This is a genomic window from Trinickia sp. EG282A (assembly GCF_040965455.1).
Taxonomy (GTDB): Bacteria; Pseudomonadota; Gammaproteobacteria; order Burkholderiales; family Burkholderiaceae; genus Trinickia; species Trinickia symbiotica.
In genome coordinates, this window is the sequence record NZ_JBFRCC010000004.1 from 374,293 (window position 1) to 390,740 (window position 16,448).

13 protein-coding genes are annotated in these 16,448 nt (G+C 64.5%); 7 read left to right on the top strand and 6 right to left on the bottom strand.

The window, feature by feature from the left end:
- Positions 1 to 25: 25 nt before the first annotated feature.
- Positions 26 to 2,275, bottom strand: coding sequence for an ATP-binding protein (locus AB4Y31_RS20915; RefSeq protein WP_368675594.1), 2,250 nt, complete (start codon positions 2,273 to 2,275; stop codon positions 26 to 28).
- A 538-nt stretch (positions 2,276 to 2,813) separates the two neighbouring features.
- On the opposite strand from AB4Y31_RS20915, the gene AB4Y31_RS20920 reads away from it, so the two are divergent.
- The 6 genes from AB4Y31_RS20920 to AB4Y31_RS20945 all read left to right on the top strand — a co-directional run bounded on the left by AB4Y31_RS20920 (position 2,814) and on the right by AB4Y31_RS20945 (position 8,539).
- Positions 2,814 to 3,182, top strand: coding sequence for a response regulator (locus AB4Y31_RS20920; RefSeq protein WP_018444392.1), 369 nt, complete (start codon positions 2,814 to 2,816; stop codon positions 3,180 to 3,182).
- On the top strand, positions 3,175 to 3,798 hold the full coding sequence (locus tag AB4Y31_RS20925) for a chemotaxis protein CheC (protein WP_368675595.1): 624 nt from the start codon (positions 3,175 to 3,177) through the stop codon (positions 3,796 to 3,798). The genes AB4Y31_RS20920 and AB4Y31_RS20925 overlap by 8 nt, the downstream gene beginning before the upstream one ends.
- Positions 3,795 to 4,736 carry a diguanylate cyclase gene (locus tag AB4Y31_RS20930; protein ID WP_368675596.1) on the top strand — a complete coding sequence of 314 codons (942 nt, stop codon included), beginning with the start codon at positions 3,795 to 3,797 and terminating at the stop codon, positions 4,734 to 4,736. The genes AB4Y31_RS20925 and AB4Y31_RS20930 overlap by 4 nt, the downstream gene beginning before the upstream one ends.
- Before the next feature lie 246 nt (positions 4,737 to 4,982).
- Complete coding sequence (hpnD, locus tag AB4Y31_RS20935; protein WP_368675597.1) at positions 4,983 to 5,831, top strand: presqualene diphosphate synthase HpnD; 849 nt, start codon at positions 4,983 to 4,985, stop codon at positions 5,829 to 5,831.
- A 12-nt stretch (positions 5,832 to 5,843) separates the two neighbouring features.
- Positions 5,844 to 7,841 carry a squalene--hopene cyclase gene (shc, locus tag AB4Y31_RS20940; protein ID WP_368675598.1) on the top strand — a complete coding sequence of 666 codons (1,998 nt, stop codon included), beginning with the start codon at positions 5,844 to 5,846 and terminating at the stop codon, positions 7,839 to 7,841.
- A gap of 2 nt (positions 7,842 to 7,843) precedes the next feature.
- The gene (locus AB4Y31_RS20945; protein WP_368675934.1) at positions 7,844 to 8,539 is read left to right on the top strand and encodes a phosphorylase; all 696 of its coding nucleotides are present in this window, start codon (positions 7,844 to 7,846) and stop codon (positions 8,537 to 8,539) included.
- A 22-nt stretch (positions 8,540 to 8,561) separates the two neighbouring features.
- Here the strand turns inward: AB4Y31_RS20945 and AB4Y31_RS20950 are convergent, their stop codons facing one another.
- Both AB4Y31_RS20950 and AB4Y31_RS20955 read right to left on the bottom strand, forming a co-directional pair.
- Positions 8,562 to 9,416 carry a VacJ family lipoprotein gene (locus AB4Y31_RS20950; protein ID WP_368675599.1) on the bottom strand — a complete coding sequence of 285 codons (855 nt, stop codon included), beginning with the start codon at positions 9,414 to 9,416 and terminating at the stop codon, positions 8,562 to 8,564.
- A gap of 1 nt (position 9,417) precedes the next feature.
- A complete protein-coding gene (locus tag AB4Y31_RS20955) occupies positions 9,418 to 12,054 on the bottom strand; it encodes an MMPL family transporter (protein ID WP_368675600.1) in 2,637 nt (878 codons plus the stop codon).
- Positions 12,055 to 12,433: 379 nt separating this feature from the next.
- On the opposite strand from AB4Y31_RS20955, the gene AB4Y31_RS20960 reads away from it, so the two are divergent.
- Positions 12,434 to 13,033: a phospholipid-binding protein MlaC gene (locus AB4Y31_RS20960; RefSeq protein ID WP_368675601.1), complete on the top strand. Its 600-nt coding sequence runs from the start codon at positions 12,434 to 12,436 to the stop codon at positions 13,031 to 13,033.
- A gap of 63 nt (positions 13,034 to 13,096) precedes the next feature.
- Here AB4Y31_RS20960 and AB4Y31_RS20965 read toward each other — a convergent pair whose 3' ends face one another.
- The 3 genes from AB4Y31_RS20965 to hpnH form a co-directional block, all read right to left on the bottom strand.
- Positions 13,097 to 13,744: a response regulator gene (locus AB4Y31_RS20965; protein ID WP_368675602.1), complete on the bottom strand. Its 648-nt coding sequence runs from the start codon at positions 13,742 to 13,744 to the stop codon at positions 13,097 to 13,099.
- Positions 13,741 to 15,177 carry a cache domain-containing protein gene (locus tag AB4Y31_RS20970; protein WP_368675603.1) on the bottom strand — a complete coding sequence of 479 codons (1,437 nt, stop codon included), beginning with the start codon at positions 15,175 to 15,177 and terminating at the stop codon, positions 13,741 to 13,743. Before AB4Y31_RS20970 ends, AB4Y31_RS20965 begins: the two co-directional genes overlap by 4 nt.
- 105 nt (positions 15,178 to 15,282) lie before the next feature.
- Positions 15,283 to 16,434 carry an adenosyl-hopene transferase HpnH gene (hpnH, locus tag AB4Y31_RS20975; RefSeq protein WP_368675604.1) on the bottom strand — a complete coding sequence of 384 codons (1,152 nt, stop codon included), beginning with the start codon at positions 16,432 to 16,434 and terminating at the stop codon, positions 15,283 to 15,285.
- Positions 16,435 to 16,448 lie beyond the last annotated feature (14 nt).

The following is a 16,448-nucleotide window of genomic DNA, read 5'->3' on the forward strand; positions in this document are numbered from 1 at the left end:
GCCGCAAGCGGCGCGCCGGCTTTTGTCAGCTGGGTCTGCCTGCAGCCTGGGCGCGTTGCTCGCGCTCTCGCTGGATCCCCTCCAGCATGGTCTCCAGCAATGCGATGTCAAAAGGTTTTGACAGCACGCGCACCTTGACATTCCTTGCGCGCTCCAATTCCTGCGCATAACCGGTGATGAGGATCACGGGTAACGGCGTCGTAAGGGCCTGCGCGGCTTCCGCCAGATCGATGCCGTTCTTCGCGCCGGGCATGTGAATGTCCGAAATGACGACATCGAACGGCGGCGGAGCCGTGTCGAAAAGCAGAGGTATCGCCGCGTCGGCGTTGTACACGCAGCTGACTTCATGGCCCATCATCCGCAGCAGCGCTTCCGTGCCGGCGGCGACTTCGTCGTTGTCCTCGACGAGCAGTACACGTAAGCCGCTCATCATTGCGATCGCTTCGGGCTTGCGTTCGACTGCTGGCGCTTCGGAAGGCGCGGCGCTCGAGCGGGGCAGGTAGAGCCGCACCGCCGTGCCTTCGCCGACCTTGCTTTCGATCGTGGCCAGTCCCCCCGAGCGTTCGCAGAACGCGTAGACCTGCGGCAGGCCGAGGCCCGTGCCCATGCCCTTCGCCTTCGTGGTGTAAAGCGGTTCGAATGCATGCGCGAGCACGTCGGGCGGCATGCCGGCGCCGGTATCTTCCAACGAGATCTGGACGAATTCGCCGGCCAGTGCGAAGCCGCTCGCTCGCTCGAGCTTGACGTTGCTTGCGCGAAGGGTGAATCGTCCGCCATTGGGCATCGCGTCGCGCGCATTGACCGCGATATTGATGAGGGCGAGCTCGAGCTCCGCGATGTCGACTTCGATGGGCCATACCTCCGGCCCCACGTCGAGGCTGAGACTGGCCTTCGCTCCCAGCGAAGCGTTCAGGAGCTCCCGGCTGGCCGCCATCCAGCGGGCGAGATCGATCGTCTCGTTGCGCAGCGGCTGCTTGCGCGCAACGCCCAGCAACTGACGCGTCAGCGACTGCCCGCTTTTTACCGCGCGCTCGACGGCGCCGAGTTCACGCTCGAAATTCGATGCGCCGCGGCGACGCGCGATCTGGATGTTCGTCGCGATGATCATCAACAGGTTGTTGAAGTCGTGCGCGACGCTGCCGACGAGGTTGCCGAGCGCCTCCATCTTGCGCGACTGCCGGTACGCCGTTTCGATCGAGCGGCGCATCGAAGCCTCCACCTGCCAGCGCGACCAGGCTTGCTGCTCGGCGGCGAGGCGCTTCAACGACAAGGCGAGCACGATCCAGAGCACGATCGACGGCGCGAACATCGAGACGACGAGTACCGTCGCCCGGCGATACCAGTCTCCCCAGATCACGGCCCCGCTGTACGCGCACGAGACGTAGACCGGATATGAGCCGACGCGCCGATAGGCCAGGATCTCACCCCGTCCCGTTTCGGGCGACGAGCCGATGCGCAGCACGCCGGCGGTCGCATTGGCCGCGAGCGCTGACGACAATGCGGGTGGCAGCGCTTGCTCGCCGCCGGGCTTCGGCGGGTACGAGGCGAGCACGGCGCCGTCCGCGCGCATCAGCGAAATCGTCATGGCGCGGCTTTCCTGACCGAGCAGCTCGCGATAGAACGACTCGAAATACGAGCGCCGCAGCGCGATGGAAACGAGGCCGGCGAACGAACCGTCCGCGTTGCGCCGGGCGGCCCCTGTGTTGAAGATCGCTTCGCCGGCGCCGGCGTGCCATGTCATCGTTCTTGAAACGTGCTCGAGTATGCGGCCCCCGCGAATTCCGATGAAATCCTCCCGGTCGGCGATCGAGGCGTGCGGCGCGGGAAAGTAGCGGCTGTTCGCGAGAAGCATGCCGCCCGCACCGAAAATCGAAATCGACGCGACCTGCGGGTAGCCGCCGCCGATCTCCTGCAGCTTATCGTGGATATCGGCTTCTCGAGCCCGTATCCGACTGTCGTCGAGGCCGCGCACCAGATCGTCGACGCGCGCGTTCAGCGTTTCGTTCAGGTCGAATACTTTCAGCGCATGTTCGTCGGCAATGCGCACGGTGCGCACGGTCACGTCGGACGCGGCGGCGACGCGCGCTCGAAAATCCGAGTAGGCCATCGTCGCCGCATAGATGAAAGGCAGCACGATCGCCGCGGCCAACAACACGATCAACGTCGCGCGACGCACCGCGAAATCGGGCTCCGGTACGGCCGGGTACGACGGCTCTTCGTGCCAGCTGCCAGGAGCGTCGTTCTCTGCGGGCCGGTCCACCCGGTGGCGCGTCATGTCGATTCTGGTCCAATGAGGGTACGGTGGGCAGGCACAATCATAAGCGACTTGTCGCTCCGCTTGACGCCGGGTTCCCCCGAAGCCGAACCCTGTGAAATGGCCCCGGTTTCCGCGCGGTGCTCATATGTCGATGCAAAACAGCGACGAAATCGGAAGCGCAAACGTACACAAAAGAATAATCTTCCACGTTAGACGCAAAGAAAACGGTTTTATTTCCTCATATCTCACGATGGAATGATGTCTTATCCCATGACGGAAAATTGAGGAGTTGATTTTTCGCCTGTTTGCCAACAGAATTTTGCTCCACTTCTACGCGAAAGATGTGCCCACCAGTCTCCGGGCGCACCGTGAAGCGCAGGCTTCACGACGAGACGATGCGCGCGCCGCGCCTTGCGTCTGTCCCCTGATGCACCTTGAGGGCGACCGCCTCCAAAGCGGCCGTAGTCTGTCGACACAAGCTCGCTTCTCGCTAAAGAAAGGGTTTCGGGCCGCCGTTAACTCGGCATAGATTGTTTCGTTCTTCGTCACGCTTGCCATGCCTTTGCCGATTGTGATCGCCGATGACTCCCTGCTTGCCCGCAAGGTTTTGACGAAAGCCTTGCCGCAGGACTGGGACGTCGACGTCGCATATGCGTCGAACGGACGAGAGGCGCTCGCGCTGTATCGCGCCGGTAAGGCCTCGGTGATGTTCCTCGATTTGACGATGCCCGACATGAACGGCTATCAGGTTCTCGAGGCGCTGCAACATGAGGATCTCAATACCTTCGTGATCGTCGTATCGGCCGACATCCAACCCCTCGCGCAAGAGCGTGTGCGCGCCCTTGGCGCCGCCGCCTTCGTCCCCAAGCCCGTGACTACCGAGGCATTGCTGCCCATCCTCAAGGAGTACGGGTTGTATGCGTGATCACGTCCTGAACGAAGACCAGCGCGACGCCTTGCAGGAGATCGCCAACCTGGCGATGGGGCAGGCCGCGACACGGCTCGCCCGTCTGCTCGATACTTTCATCGAGCTGTCGGTGCCGCGGGTGCGCGTCGTGCGTGTCGAAGAAGCCGCTCAGGCACTGCGCGAGATGACGGGCATCGACGAAACCGTCACGGCGGTGCGACAAGGTTTTCGGTCGGACATCAAGGGCGAAGCGCTCGTCATCTGCCGCAGCAGCGGCGTCGGCAATCTCTGCTCGCTCGTCAATGATCCGTACATTCATTCGGCTTACGAATCCGTGAGCCAGACCGAGCTGATGTTCGACGTCGCGAACGTCCTCACCGGCGCCTGCGTGTCGTGCATCATGAACCAGCTCGACCGTACGCCCATCTTTTCCGCGCCGGGACTGCTCGGCGAGAAGATCGCACTCGAAGACGTTTTCCAGGCGGATGTGCTGGCGTGGAAATTGGCGCTCTTGCTCGAAGTCAACTTCGCGCTGGAGGATCAGACGTTCCGCGCGCATCTGGTGATGCTGATGGCCGAGGATTCGATCCGCCGCGTGCATGACGCGCTCAACGCGCTGTTGTCGAGTTTATGAATCAGTCGATGGAGCAGTCTCTTAGTGATTTGGTGCTCGAACGAGTCGGCTTCGGCATTTTCGTGCTCGACCGCTCGATGAAGGTCTTGATGTGGAATCGCTTCATGCAGGACCACAGCGGACTTACCGCGCAGCAGGTCGTTGGCAAGTCGATCTTCGAAAGCTTTCCCGAGTTGCCGCGCGTCTGGCTCACGCGCAAGGTCGAAAGTGTCTTTCAGCTCGGCAGCTTCGCGTTCAGCTCGTGGGAGCAGCGGCCTTACCTGTTCAAGTTCGATCACGACAGGCCCATCACGGGCGGCGTCGACTTCATGCAGCAGGATTGCACGTTCATGCCGCTCACGCGCGAGCGAGACGTCATTGCCGTGTGCGTGACGATCTCCGATGTGACGCACGTGAGCGTCGTGCAGCGCGAGCGCGAGGAAGCCGTCGTGAAGCTGCGCGAATACGCGAACCGCGACGGCCTCACAGGCATCGCCAACCGTCGGTATTTCGAAGGGCGCCTGCGCGACGAGTTTTCGCGCTGGGAACGTTACGGCGGCGAATTGTCGGTGCTCCTCTTCGATCTCGATCACTTCAAGAACATCAACGATCGTTTCGGCCATGCGGTCGGCGATACCGTCCTGCGCGTCATGGCGCAGCGCGTGGCCGAGGCGGTTCGCGTGCAAGACATCTTCGGCCGCTTCGGCGGCGAGGAATTCGCGTTGCTGCTGCCTTGCACGCCGCTTGCCGATGCCATGGTCGTTGCCGAGAAGATCCGCACGACGATCGGCGATACGCCTGTCGAAGCGGAGGGTGTACGCGTACCCGTGACGGCGAGCGTTGGCTGCGCGGCCGCACGGATCGGCCTGCCGACCTACGAGGTGCTGATCAATGAGGCGGACGCCGCCCTCTACAGCGCCAAGCGCCAAGGACGCAATCGCTGCGTCGCGCTGACCTGACGCGCCTCGCGTTTTCCGCCTCTCGCATCGCCGAGGGTCGCGCTTGCGCCTGACGCTTGACGGCTGGCGCGGCCCTTGCTGTGGCACCGATTAAAAGATTGCTATACTTTTGCCGGTTTCCGGCGCCGCCGGCGGACCGCGCCCGGGAAGACGGGCGCGGCGAGTCGATGCGGCGCGCTTGCGGCACGCCGCCTGGAGAGTATCGATTTTCATTCGCCCGCTATGGGCGCCACAGCGGAGTTCGCTTTGTCCGTTTCAAATCCCGTCGCAGACGAACCCGATATCGACGCTGCAGCCGTGACTTCCGGCAGCTCGTTCTATCTGGCAATGCGCATATTGCCTGCGGCTCAACGCGACGCGATGTTTCGAATCTACGCGTTTTGCCGAGCCGTGGACGACATTGCCGACAGCGATGCGCCACGCGCCGAGCGCGGCGCGGCGCTCGACCGCTGGCGTGAGGACATCGACGCTTGCTATGGCGGCACGCCACGGCCGGCGCTTGCGGCCCTTGCTCGTCATATCCGCACGTTCGATCTGAAGCGCGAAGATTTTCACGCCATGATCGATGGAATGGCAATGGACGTGGCCGAGGATATCTGCGCGCCGGACGAAGCGACGCTCGATTTGTATTGCGACCGCGTCGCGAGTTCGGCGGGCCGCCTATCGGTGAGAATCTTCGGGATGGAGGAAGAGCCGGGCAGGCGGCTCGCCCATCACCTCGGCCGGGCCCTGCAGTTGACGAATATTCTGCGCGATATCGACGAAGACGCGGCGATCAACCGTTCGTATCTGCCGCGCGAATTGCTTGCCCGCGAAGGCATTGCCGCGACGAACCCGGTGACGATCGCGGACGACCCATCGTTGCCGCGCGTTTGCGCGACGCTTGCTGAGCGGGCGATGAAGCATTTCCGTGAAGCCGACGCGATCATGGACGCCTCGCCCAGAAAGGCAGTGCGCGCGCCCCGCATCATGTCGGGCGTTTATCGGTGCCTGCTCGAGCGTACGCTCGAACGCGGGTTCGATTTGCCTCGCACACCTACGCCCAAGCCGCGCGCGCGCCTTTTGTGGATCGTCGCGCGCTATGCGCTCTTCTGAGCCCAGAAAAAAATGAACGATTTCTCCGCACCCTCCGCCGCGCTTGCGGCGGCTTCCGACACGAGCGAATCCCATGCGATGGACGCCGCGCTGGACGCGTCCATCGCTCGCGCGACCGACGCCATTCTCGCCGCGCAACGTCCCGATGGACACTGGGTATACGAGCTCGAGGCCGATTCGACGATCCCAGCCGAATACGTGCTGCTCGTTCACTATCTCGGTGAGTCGCCCAATGTCGAGCTGGAACAGAAAATCGGCCGCTACCTGCGCCGCATTCAGTTGCCAGGTGGCGGCTGGCCGCTTTTCGCGGATGGAGCGCTCGATGTGAGCGCGAGCGTCAAGGCGTACTTCGCGTTGAAGATGATCGGCGATTCCGAGAATGCCGAGCACATGGTGCGCGCCCGCCGCGCGATCATCGAGGCCGGCGGCGCCGAAGCCGCCAACGTATTCACGCGGATTCTGCTTGCGCTCTACGGGATCATTCCGTGGCGGGCCGTGCCGATGATGCCCGTCGAAATCACGCTGTTGCCGGCATGGTTTCCGTTCCATCTGTCCAAGGTGTCCTATTGGGCGCGCACGGTCATCGTGCCGCTGCTGGTGCTTAATGCACGGCGGCCCGTGGCGAGGAATCCGCGCGGGGTGCGCATCGACGAGTTGTTCCTGGGCAAGCCTTCCGAGGCGAGAATGCTGCCGCGCGCGCCGCATCAAAGCCGCGGTTGGTTCACGCTTTTTCGCGTCGCGGATATCGTGCTGCGCGCGCTCGACGGCCTCTTTCCGAAGGCGACGCGCGAGCGCGCGATCGAGGCCGCCGTCGCCTTTGTCGATGAGCGCCTGAACGGTGAAGACGGGCTCGGCGCGATTTTTCCGGCGATGGCGAACTCCGTGATGATGTACGACACGCTCGGTTACGCGCCCGATCATCCGAACCGCGCGATCGCGCGCGCATCGATCGACAAGCTGCTCGTAGTGGGCGACGAGGAAGCTTATTGCCAGCCGTGCCTCTCGCCCGTGTGGGATACGTCGCTGGCGGCTCATGCGCTGCTCGAAACGCGCTTGCCGCGCGCGGAGCAGGCTGCCGGCAGGGGGCTTCATTGGCTGCGCCCACTGCAGATCCTCGACGTTCGCGGAGACTGGATTTCGCGTCGCCCCGACGTGCGCCCCGGCGGTTGGGCGTTTCAGTACGCGAATCCCCATTACCCCGACGTCGACGATACGGCCGTCGTTGCGATGGCGATGGACCGTGCGGCTCGACTCACGGGCTCGAACGTCGATCGCGAGGCGATCGCCCGCGCGCGCGAATGGATCGTCGGCATGCAAAGCAGCGATGGCGGGTGGGGCGCATTCGAGCCCGAAAACACGCATTACCACCTCAACAACATTCCGTTCTCTGACCACGGCGCGTTGCTCGATCCCCCGACGGCCGACGTCTCCGGCCGCTGCCTTTCGATGCTCGCGCAACTCGGCGAACTGCCCCGCAATAGCGAGCCGGCTCGTCGCGCGTACGACTATCTGCTCAACGAGCAGGAGACCGACGGTAGCTGGTATGGGCGTTGGGGGATGAACTACATCTATGGCACCTGGTCGGCCCTGTGCGCGTTGAATGCGGTAGGGATGCCGCATGACGATCCGAGAATCCGCCGCGCCGCGCAGTGGCTGATCTCGATACAGAACGACGATGGCGGCTGGGGCGAGGACGGCACGAGCTACAAGCTCGACTACCGCGGATACGAGCGCGCGCCGAGCACCGCGTCGCAAACGGCCTGGGCTCTGCTCGGCCTGATGGCGTGCGGCATCGTCGATCATCCGGCCGTCGAGCGCGGCATCGCCTATCTGACGCGCACGCAGTGCGCGCATGGGCTATGGGATGAGACGCGGTTTACGGCAACGGGCTTTCCGCGCGTCTTCTATTTGCGCTATCACGGCTATCGAAAGTTCTTCCCGCTATGGGCGCTCGCTCGCTATCGAAACATGATGCGCGACGGCGAGACGCGCATTGCGGTCGGCATGTGACGATGGGGCAGGGGGCGACGGCACCGGTCGTCGCGGTCACGGGCATGGCTTTCGAAGCCCGCATCGCGCGCGGCGAAGGTGTCGAGGCGGTATTCGCCGCCCGCGCCGATTTGCTCGAGCATGCGCTTGCCGAGGCGCTCGCGCGCGGCGCTTCGGGCGTCGTCAGCTTCGGAACGGCAGGCGGACTCGACGCCGACCTGAAGCCCGGGACGCTGATCGTCGCCGACGCAATTGAAGGTCCGTTTGGCCGCGCGCGCACGGATTCGTCGTGGAGCGCGCGGATCGCCGCGTCGCTCGCCGCGTCGCCGCTTGCGCCGCGTGTCCGGTTCGGTACGCTCGCTGCCGTGACGGCTCCGCTCGTCACCGTCGAGCAAAAGGCTGCATTGCATCTCGGCGCAGGAGCGCTTGCGGTCGACATGGAATCACATATCGCCGCTGCGATGGCCGAGGCGCGCGGCCTGCCGTTCGTGGCCTGCCGGGCCATCGTCGATCCCGCCTGGCGCTCGTTGCCGAGCGCGGCGACGGCCGGTCTGCGCGACGACGGCACGACTGCGCTGATGCCGATTCTCAAGGAGCTTCTGAAGGCGCCCTGGCAACTCGCGGCGATGATTCGGCTTGCGGCCGACGCGAGCGCCGCTCGCGCAACGCTGACCGGCGCGCGACGCGTACTGGGTCGCGCGTTCGGATTGCCGGCGTAGGCCGGCATAGGCCCGCGCAGGGCTACTTGCCGGCGGCCGAACTTGCCGGCGCGGCCGGCGTAGCGGGCGCGGGAGCGGGCAGGGGTGCCGTCGGCACCGGAGGGCTGGTCGGCGTGGTCGTCGCCGGCTCGACCCCGCTCGCGGGCGCCGCCGGCGCCGCACCTGAGCTTTCTTCGTCGCCATAGTTCGGCAGCGCGGGCGCCGTGCCCGTCTCGGCGCCCAAGCGCGAGCGCCGCTGCTGCAAGTAGGCGTCCCGGACGAACGAGTATTTGTCGAGCGCCGCTTGCTCGAGGATATTCGTTGCCCCCAGCAGGTCTGAGCGCGCGCTGACGAATTGCAGGACATAGAGCTGCGTGCGCGTGGACGGCTCCGCATAGTTCAGCGGATTGAAGCGGACATCGACGGCGAGCCCGACGCCGTCCCGGAACGTGCTCGGTCCGAAAACCGGCAGCACGAGGTAAGGCCCCGAAGGCACGCCCCAGCGCCCGAGGGTGAGCCCGAAGTCCTGATGGTGTTTGGGCAGTCTCGCAAGCGTCGCGAAATCGATGAGGCCGCCGATGCCGAACACCGTGTTCATCGAGAAGCGGATCATGTCCGACGTCGCATCGGTGATCTTCAACTGCAGCAACTCGTTGGCGATATTGCTGAGATCGCCGAGATTCGAGAAGAAGTTGCTGATCGCCGTGCGCAACGGGTGCGGCGTCACTTTCTGATAGCCCTTCGCAACCGGTATCGCAATGGCGTGGTCCACGGCGTCGTTGAACCTGAAGATCGTGCGGTTCATCGGCTCGAGCGGGTCGCCTGGCGTGCGGTTCGCACCTGTTGCGCAGCCCGCGAGCATTGCCGCGGCAGCGAGAGTGGCAGCAAAGGTTCGCATCTTATCTATCGATTCCTTCTAGTTCTTTGCGGGGCGCTTGTGCTTTACGCGGCTTGCCCATCAATATCGGCTGAAAAACGACCGCTCCGACGAGCGTGCATGAAAGCGCGAGTGCGAGCAGCCGTCCCATGCTGGCGGTGCCCGGATGATGCGAGAGCCAAAGGCTGCCGAACGCGGTTGCCGTCGTTGCGGCACTGAACAGCACTGCGTGAGTGAGACTGGACGAAAGCAGGCTAGTCTGACCGGCTCGCCATGCCATCACGAAATACACCTTGAATGCTACGCCGACGCCAAGCATCAAAGGCAGCGCGATGATATTGGCGAAGTTGAGCGGCATGCCGAAGATCACGCAAAGCTCGAGCGTGACGAGGGCCGAGGCCAGCAGCGGAATCATCGTTCGCAGCACGTCGCCGAAGCGGCCGAGCGCAAGCCACAGCAAGACCGTGATCGAGATCACGGCGAGCACGGCGGCCTGCAGGAATGCCTTGATGATTACGCGCGCCGAATAGAGGATCGAAATCGGCCCACCGATCGCTGCCGGATCCGCGTGTTTCACCGCGTTGGCGAAGCGGCGCAACATCGCGTCGTCATTGGGATCGACGCCGGGCGGCACGCGCGGCGCGATCTGCACGAGCGCGGCGCCGCCTGGGGCGACCCATTGGCGAACCAATCCGGGCGGCAGCCCTTCGCGCGTAATCGTGGACGGCTGCAGCAGCATCGTCAGTTGCCGAAGCGCGAGTCGAAGCGGCGTCGAGAACGCCGCCTCGGCACGGTCGCGCGCCGTGGGAGCCGCCGAGGCCAGTTTCGAAATCGATGCCGACAGGCGTCGCGCCTCGCTCGCGCCCGGCCCCGGATGATCCTCGGCCGCGTATTCGAGCAGGTTCGACGCGCGCTTGAGCGCGGCGACGCGCTGAGCGTCCGTGGCCGGCGGGGCAGTCGGCTGTGTCAGCGCGGGCAGCAGCGCATCGGCGGCCTGCTTGATCGACGTGAGCTTCTCGGGCTGATCGGCGGGAACGAACGTCGACAGCGTCGTGGCGCTCCCCACCTCCGGTAGCCGGCCGAGACGCTGCGCCGTGGCATCGGCGGCGGCAAGCGACGGCGCGAGCACGACCACATCGTTGACGCCCGCCTCCGGCGAATCCTTCAGCGAAAGCAACGTGGCCATCGATTCCGTCGTCGGGTCCTTTAGATGCAACGGGTTGAAGTCGAACTGCAGATGCGCAAGCAGGGGCAGCCCGCAGACGATGACGGCAAGCGTGCCGATCAATATCGGTTTGCGGTGGGCCTGAAGAAAATCGTCGATGGGTGCCAGCCGGGGAAAGCCCGGGCTCGCCGGCTCACCGGGAGGCGCGAGCAGTTTCAGCAACGCCGGCAATACAGTCATCGTGCTGAGGTAAGCCACGATCATGCCGACGCCGGCAATGAGGCCGAGCTCGGAGACGCCGCGGTAGGCCGTCGGCAGGAACGAAAAGAAGCTCGTTGCCACGGCTGCGGCCGCGAGCGTCAGGGGCAGACCCATCGAGTGCACGGCGCCGACGAGCGCATGATCGAGCCGAGCATCGCGAAAATGCTCTTCCCGATATTTGACGCCGTACTGGATCGCGAAGTCCGCGCCGAGCCCGATGAAGAGCACCATGAACGCGACCGAAATCATGTTCAGCGAGCCGACCATCAGGAGCCCCAGCGCCGTCGTAATCGGCAGCCCCACGGCAAGCGTGACGAAAACCGCGCCGATGATGCGCATCGAGCGCAGCGCGAGCCAGAGGATCGCGAGCACGACCAGCAGCGTGATGATGCCGTTGACGGCCGCTCCGTCTTCGACGGAGGCGAATTCCTCGTCGGCGAGCGGCTGCTGTCCGGTCAGCCGGACCACCGCGCCGAATCGTTTTTGCAAGTCGAGCGAGACGGCGGCGGCGCGGATCGCCGCCGATGCCTTCGCGCCAGCCTGCAATGCTCCAAAGTGGAGCACGGGCGTCACGGTGACGAACGCACGTGCCGGCTGGCGGGCCGCGTCGGCGTCGACGAGCGCGCGCCATGAGAACGCCGCCGGCTTGCCCGCCAGCACCGCGTCGACGGTATCGGCGCTGCGCGAGAATAGCGTCGCGAGGCTCGGCAGTGCGACTTGCCCTGATTGCAACGGCAACCCGAGCATCGTCGATAGCGTCGTGGCAAGGCCCGTCAAGCTCGGATCGTGAGCGAGGGCGTTGATGAGCGGCTTCGCGCTTGCCAGTTGCGACGTCGTGCCGGCCACCTCGCGCGTCGACAGGAAGAGTAAACCGTTGTGCTCGAAGAGCGGGCCGCCGGCGGGCTGTGTGACGTCGCCGATCTCACTCGCGTAAACGGGCGTTTTAAGACTGGCGGCGAGCGCATCGGCCGCTGCATCGGCGAGCTCCGGCGCCGGGGCCTCGACAACGGCGAGGATCGTCTGGTCGCGCTGCGGAAAGGCACGGTCGAGCGCCGCGCCGAGCGCTGCCCACTGGGGCTCGTTCTCGATCAGCTTGCTTACATCCGTATTGATCTGGAAGTGTCGCGCGACGTAGACGCCGCTTGCCGCAGCCAGCGCCAACGCGAGCGCGACGACCCAGATCGGGCGGCGCACCGACCAGTCGACGAGTCGGACGATTAGGGACGTCAGCATGAGAGGGTTGGCAACGGGTACGGGATAAGCAAAAAGAGTCTAAGTATACCGGCTGCGCGAGCGACACCCGGATTGCATGTACGGCAAATCGCGGGCCACGGATGCGGCTTTGGGGGATGCGCCCGGATGTCCTTCGTGGGCACGTACCATGCGCGACGCATGGGCGGGTGCTCTCCCATGTGCGCTTCCAGGGAGCGGACGGCGGGAAGGCGCGGCGCCGGCGGCAGTATCGGATTGAAAGCGTCTGTATCAAACAAGATGCCACGGGGCCAATGGTCGGTATACTGCCAGCGGCTGCTTGGCGATCTGGCCGTGTAAACGGTCTGCCGCGGGACGCCGGACTTGCCGGTCGGCACTTTTTTCACTCGAAGCGTAATTCATGAAACGTCAACTGTTCGCTTTTCTCTTGGCCTCGTTCATCGGCGTTGCCGCCCATGCGCAGACCACGCCCGTCGACGTCGTCAAGCACGCGGTCGTCGGCACCGTGGACGCGATGAAGAAAGACCCCGGCGCGCGCACCGGCGATTTGACGAAGATCACGCAGATCGTGCACGAGGACTTCATTCCCTCGACGAACTTCGAGCGCACGGTGCGCATTGCCGTCGGCCAGGCCGCTTTCAATCAGGCGACCCCCGAGCAGCAAAAGGAGTTGACCGACCAGTTCAGCACGCTGATGACGCGCACCTACGCCGCCTCGCTTGCGCAACTCGGCTCGCAAGACGCGAGGTTCGCGTTCAAGGAAGGAACGGCGACGGCCAACGACGCGCTCGTCATGTCGACCGTCACCACGCCCGGCGATAGTCAGACAGTCGGCTATCGGCTCGGCAAGGTCGGCAGCGATTGGAAGATCTACGACATCGACATGTCGGGCGCCTGGCTGATCCAGGTCTATCAGGGGCAGTTCAAGGCTCAACTGCAGCAAGGCGGCGTGCCTGCGCTCATCGATTACCTCAAGAAGCACAACGCGCGCGCCGAATGAGGGGCCAGAGTCGGCTACCGCCTGTGACCGCCTATGGTGCCGGACTCACCCGGCGCCGGCCCTTCAGCGATGCCGTCGCTCCACGGCAAACTTGATCAGTTCCGCCTGGCCTTCGATATCGAGCTTGCGCTTGAGATTGAGCCGGTGCGTCTCCACGGTCCGCACGGATAGCCCGTAACGCTCGGCGATTTGCTTGCTCGACAAGCCGTCGGCGAGCGCATCGAGGATTTCGAGCTCGCGCGGCGTCAGCCGCTCGGCAGGCGTCTGCAGTCCGCTCGCCTGAATCATTCGCGCCGCGATGTCGGCACTGAAGAACGTCCGGTTCTCGAGAACGGCCGCTATCGCGTGAACGATTTCGGTGGCGGGCGAGTCCTTGAGCACATAGCCGCTCGCACCTGCGCGCACGGCTTGCGTCACATACTCGATGTTGTCGTGCATCGATAGCATCAGGACTCGCACCGCCGGAAAGCGCTCATGAAAGATGCCGGCGAGCGCAATGCCGTTCATGCCGTTCATGCCGACGTCCATCAGCGCGAGGTCGGGGCCGAGCTTCTCGGCAAGCGCGAGCGCCTCCTCCGCATTGCCCGCTTCGCCGGCGACTTCGAGCCCCGGCACGCCTTCGAGGCGCAGGCGCAGGCCGTCCCGCACGAGCGGATGATCATCGACGAGGATAATTTTGGCGGGCCGAGGGGCGGGTAAGGGCGTACTCATGCGCTGCGAGCCTGTTGCTCCGGTTGGATAGGCGCCTTGGGTTCGATGCTGCTCGCAAGCGGGACGTGCGCGGTGACCACGGTGCGGCCCGGCTGCGATGCGAGCAAGAGCGTACCACCGAGCGCGTCGAGCCGCTCGCGCATATTGCGCAGGCCGATGCCGCGGCGCGCGTCGGCCTGCACACGCTCGATGTTGAAACCGCAACCGTCATCGGTGATCGATAGCGTTACCGCATGTTTGGATAGACGAAGCTCGAGCGTCGCATGCGCGGCATGTGCGTGGTGCACGATGTTCGTCAGCGCTTCTTGCGCGATTCTGAAAAGGGCAGTGTTGAGCGCATCGGGCAGCATGCGCGCGGGTCCGTGCGCGTGGCGCGTGAATACGACTTCGAGGCCTGTCTCGTCGCCCAGCTCGTGCGCCAGTTGCTCCAGCGCGGCGGCAAGGCCGAGATCGTCCAGCATCGCCGGGCGCAGCGCATGCGAGATGCCGCGTACCTCGCGCAATGCGTCCGAGAGGCGGGCTAGGCCCGTCGAAAGCGCCGCTTCCGCGCTCGGCACTCGCGCATCGCGCCCACCGGCCGATTCGAGCCGCGCCAGCGCCGATTCGAGCAGCAGCTTGACCGACACCATCTTCTGGCAGATGCCGTCGTGCAACTCTCGCGAAAGCCGCGCGCGCTCCTCCTCCTGCGATTCGACGACCTGCTGCGCGAGCCGCTTCAACTTCGCGTCGGCGCTGCGATGCTCAGTGACGTTGACGATCAGCGCGCAAGCGGCAATGACGACGAAACCGGCCAAGGCAATGGCGCCGATCCACGTCAGCGTCCGGCCGATATTCGAGGACGCGCTTTCGTCGATGTGCGCGAGCGCTTCATGGACGCCGTCCAGATAGATGCCCGTGCCCATCATCCAGCCCCAGCGCGGCAGCGGCACCACATAGCCGAGCTTCGCTTCGAGCTGGTTCGTCGACGGCCGATGCCAGACGTAGCGGACGTAGCCGCCGCCTCTCGCCGCGGCCGCGATGAGCTCCTGAATCGGGAGCGCTCCTTCGGGGTCGCGCAACGACCACAGATTGCGGCCGACGAGATCGGGTTCGCGCGGATGCATCAGCGAATTGCCGTGCATGTCGTAGACGAAGAAGTAGCCGTCGGGGCCGAAATCCATCTTCTCGAGCACGGCCAGCGCCTGGCGACGCAGCGCCGCATCGTCGCTCGCGGGATCGGCGCTCGCCGCGTAAAGCGGCGCGATGGCGCTGGTCGCCAGCTCGACATAGTGCTTGAGCTCGAGTTGCTTGCTCGACATGTAGGCTGCTTCGACGCTCGCATGCTGCGCCTTTGCGAGCGCTGTCGCCTGCAGGCGCACGCCGATGCCGATTCCCGCGATGGCAACGAGGAACGGCACGACCGCAAGCAGAAAGATTTTCGTCTTGAGCTTCATGTCGACGGACTGCCGCGCCTCTGCTCTTCAAAGCGAAAGCGCGACGAATCGCTTCGCCGCGCTTTCTTTGGTCGTTCGAACGAATGGACTGCCGAAATCAGCCGCTCAGTGCGCGGCAGCCGTCCGCGTCTTGTTCCCGCCGCCCGAGCGCTTGATTTCCTCGAGCTTGATTTCGACGTGGCGCGAGAAGACATATTCGGCCGGACGTTGCTTGTCGAGCGGGATGTCCTTCGCGAATGCCCCTTCGATCTTCGGCCCGCGCATGCTGACGCCGAGCGCCTTCAGCGGATGCGCGACCGTATCCATCACGGCCGTCGCTTCGAAGCCGCTATGCACCATGCAATCGGCGCACTTTTCGTAATTGCCGGTTCCGTAAGCGTCCCAGTCGGTCTCTTCCATCAGTTCCTTGAAGGTCTTCGCATAGCCTTCGCCGACGAGATAGCAGGGGCGCTGCCAACCGAACACGGTACGCGCGGGATTGCCCCACGGCGTGCAATGGTAGGTTTGGTTGCCGGCCAGGAAGTCGAGGAACAGCGCGGATTGGCTGAACGACCAGTTCTTGCCGCGCGCGCCGCGCTTGAAGATTTCGCGGAAGAGCTGCTTCGTCTTGTCGCGATTGAGGAAGTGCTGCTGGTCCGGCGCGCGCTCATAGGCGTAGCCCGGCGAGACGGTGATGCCATCGACGCCCATCGGGTGCAGCGTATCGAAGAACGCCGCGACGCGCTCCGGTTGCGCATCGTTGAAGAGCGTGCAGTTGATGTTGACGCGGAAGCCGCGGCGCTTCGCTTCGCGAATCGCGGCGACAGCCTTGTCATAGACGCCGTCCTGCGACACCGAGTGGTCGTGCATCGCCTTGTCGCCATCGAGATGGACCGACCAGACGAAGTACGGGCTCGGCTCGTAGTCGTCCATCTTCTTTTCCATCAGGAGCGCGTTCGTGCAGAGATAGACGAAGCGCTTGCGCTTGATGATGCCGCGCACGATCTCGGGCATCTCTTTGTGCAGCAGCGGCTCGCCGCCCGCGATCGAGACGACGGGTGCACCGCACTCATCGACGGCGCCGAGGCACTCTTCGACGGAAAGGCGCTGATTCAGGATCGGGTCCGGGTAATCGATCTTGCCGCAGCCATTGCATGCAAGGTTGCAGCGAAAGAGCGGCTCGAGCATCAGCGCGAGCGGATAGCGTTTATTACCCGAGAAGTGTTGGCGCGCGATATAGGCGCCGACACGGACTTTCTGCAACAGTGGGATCGACAAAGCGTCCTCCTTGA

Bases quoted from the DNA above. Each gene is read 5' to 3' on its own strand.
- AB4Y31_RS20920 (WP_018444392.1), top strand. From the start codon at position 2,814: ATGCCTTTGCCGATTGTGATCGCCGATGACTCCCTGCTTGCCCGCAAG.
- shc (WP_368675598.1), top strand. From the start codon at position 5,844: ATGAACGATTTCTCCGCACCCTCCGCCGCGCTTGCGGCGGCTTCCGAC.
- AB4Y31_RS20945 (WP_368675934.1), top strand. From the start codon at position 7,844: ATGGGGCAGGGGGCGACGGCACCGGTCGTCGCGGTCACGGGCATGGCT.
- AB4Y31_RS20950 (WP_368675599.1), bottom strand. From the start codon at position 9,416: ATGCGAACCTTTGCTGCCACTCTCGCTGCCGCGGCAATGCTCGCGGGC.
- AB4Y31_RS20955 (WP_368675600.1), bottom strand. From the start codon at position 12,054: ATGCTGACGTCCCTAATCGTCCGACTCGTCGACTGGTCGGTGCGCCGC.
- AB4Y31_RS20915 (WP_368675594.1), bottom strand. From the start codon at position 2,275: ATGACGCGCCACCGGGTGGACCGGCCCGCAGAGAACGACGCTCCTGGC.
- AB4Y31_RS20965 (WP_368675602.1), bottom strand. From the start codon at position 13,744: ATGAGTACGCCCTTACCCGCCCCTCGGCCCGCCAAAATTATCCTCGTC.
- AB4Y31_RS20925 (WP_368675595.1), top strand. From the start codon at position 3,175: ATGCGTGATCACGTCCTGAACGAAGACCAGCGCGACGCCTTGCAGGAG.
- AB4Y31_RS20930 (WP_368675596.1), top strand. From the start codon at position 3,795: ATGAATCAGTCGATGGAGCAGTCTCTTAGTGATTTGGTGCTCGAACGA.
- AB4Y31_RS20970 (WP_368675603.1), bottom strand. From the start codon at position 15,177: ATGAAGCTCAAGACGAAAATCTTTCTGCTTGCGGTCGTGCCGTTCCTC.
- AB4Y31_RS20960 (WP_368675601.1), top strand. From the start codon at position 12,434: ATGAAACGTCAACTGTTCGCTTTTCTCTTGGCCTCGTTCATCGGCGTT.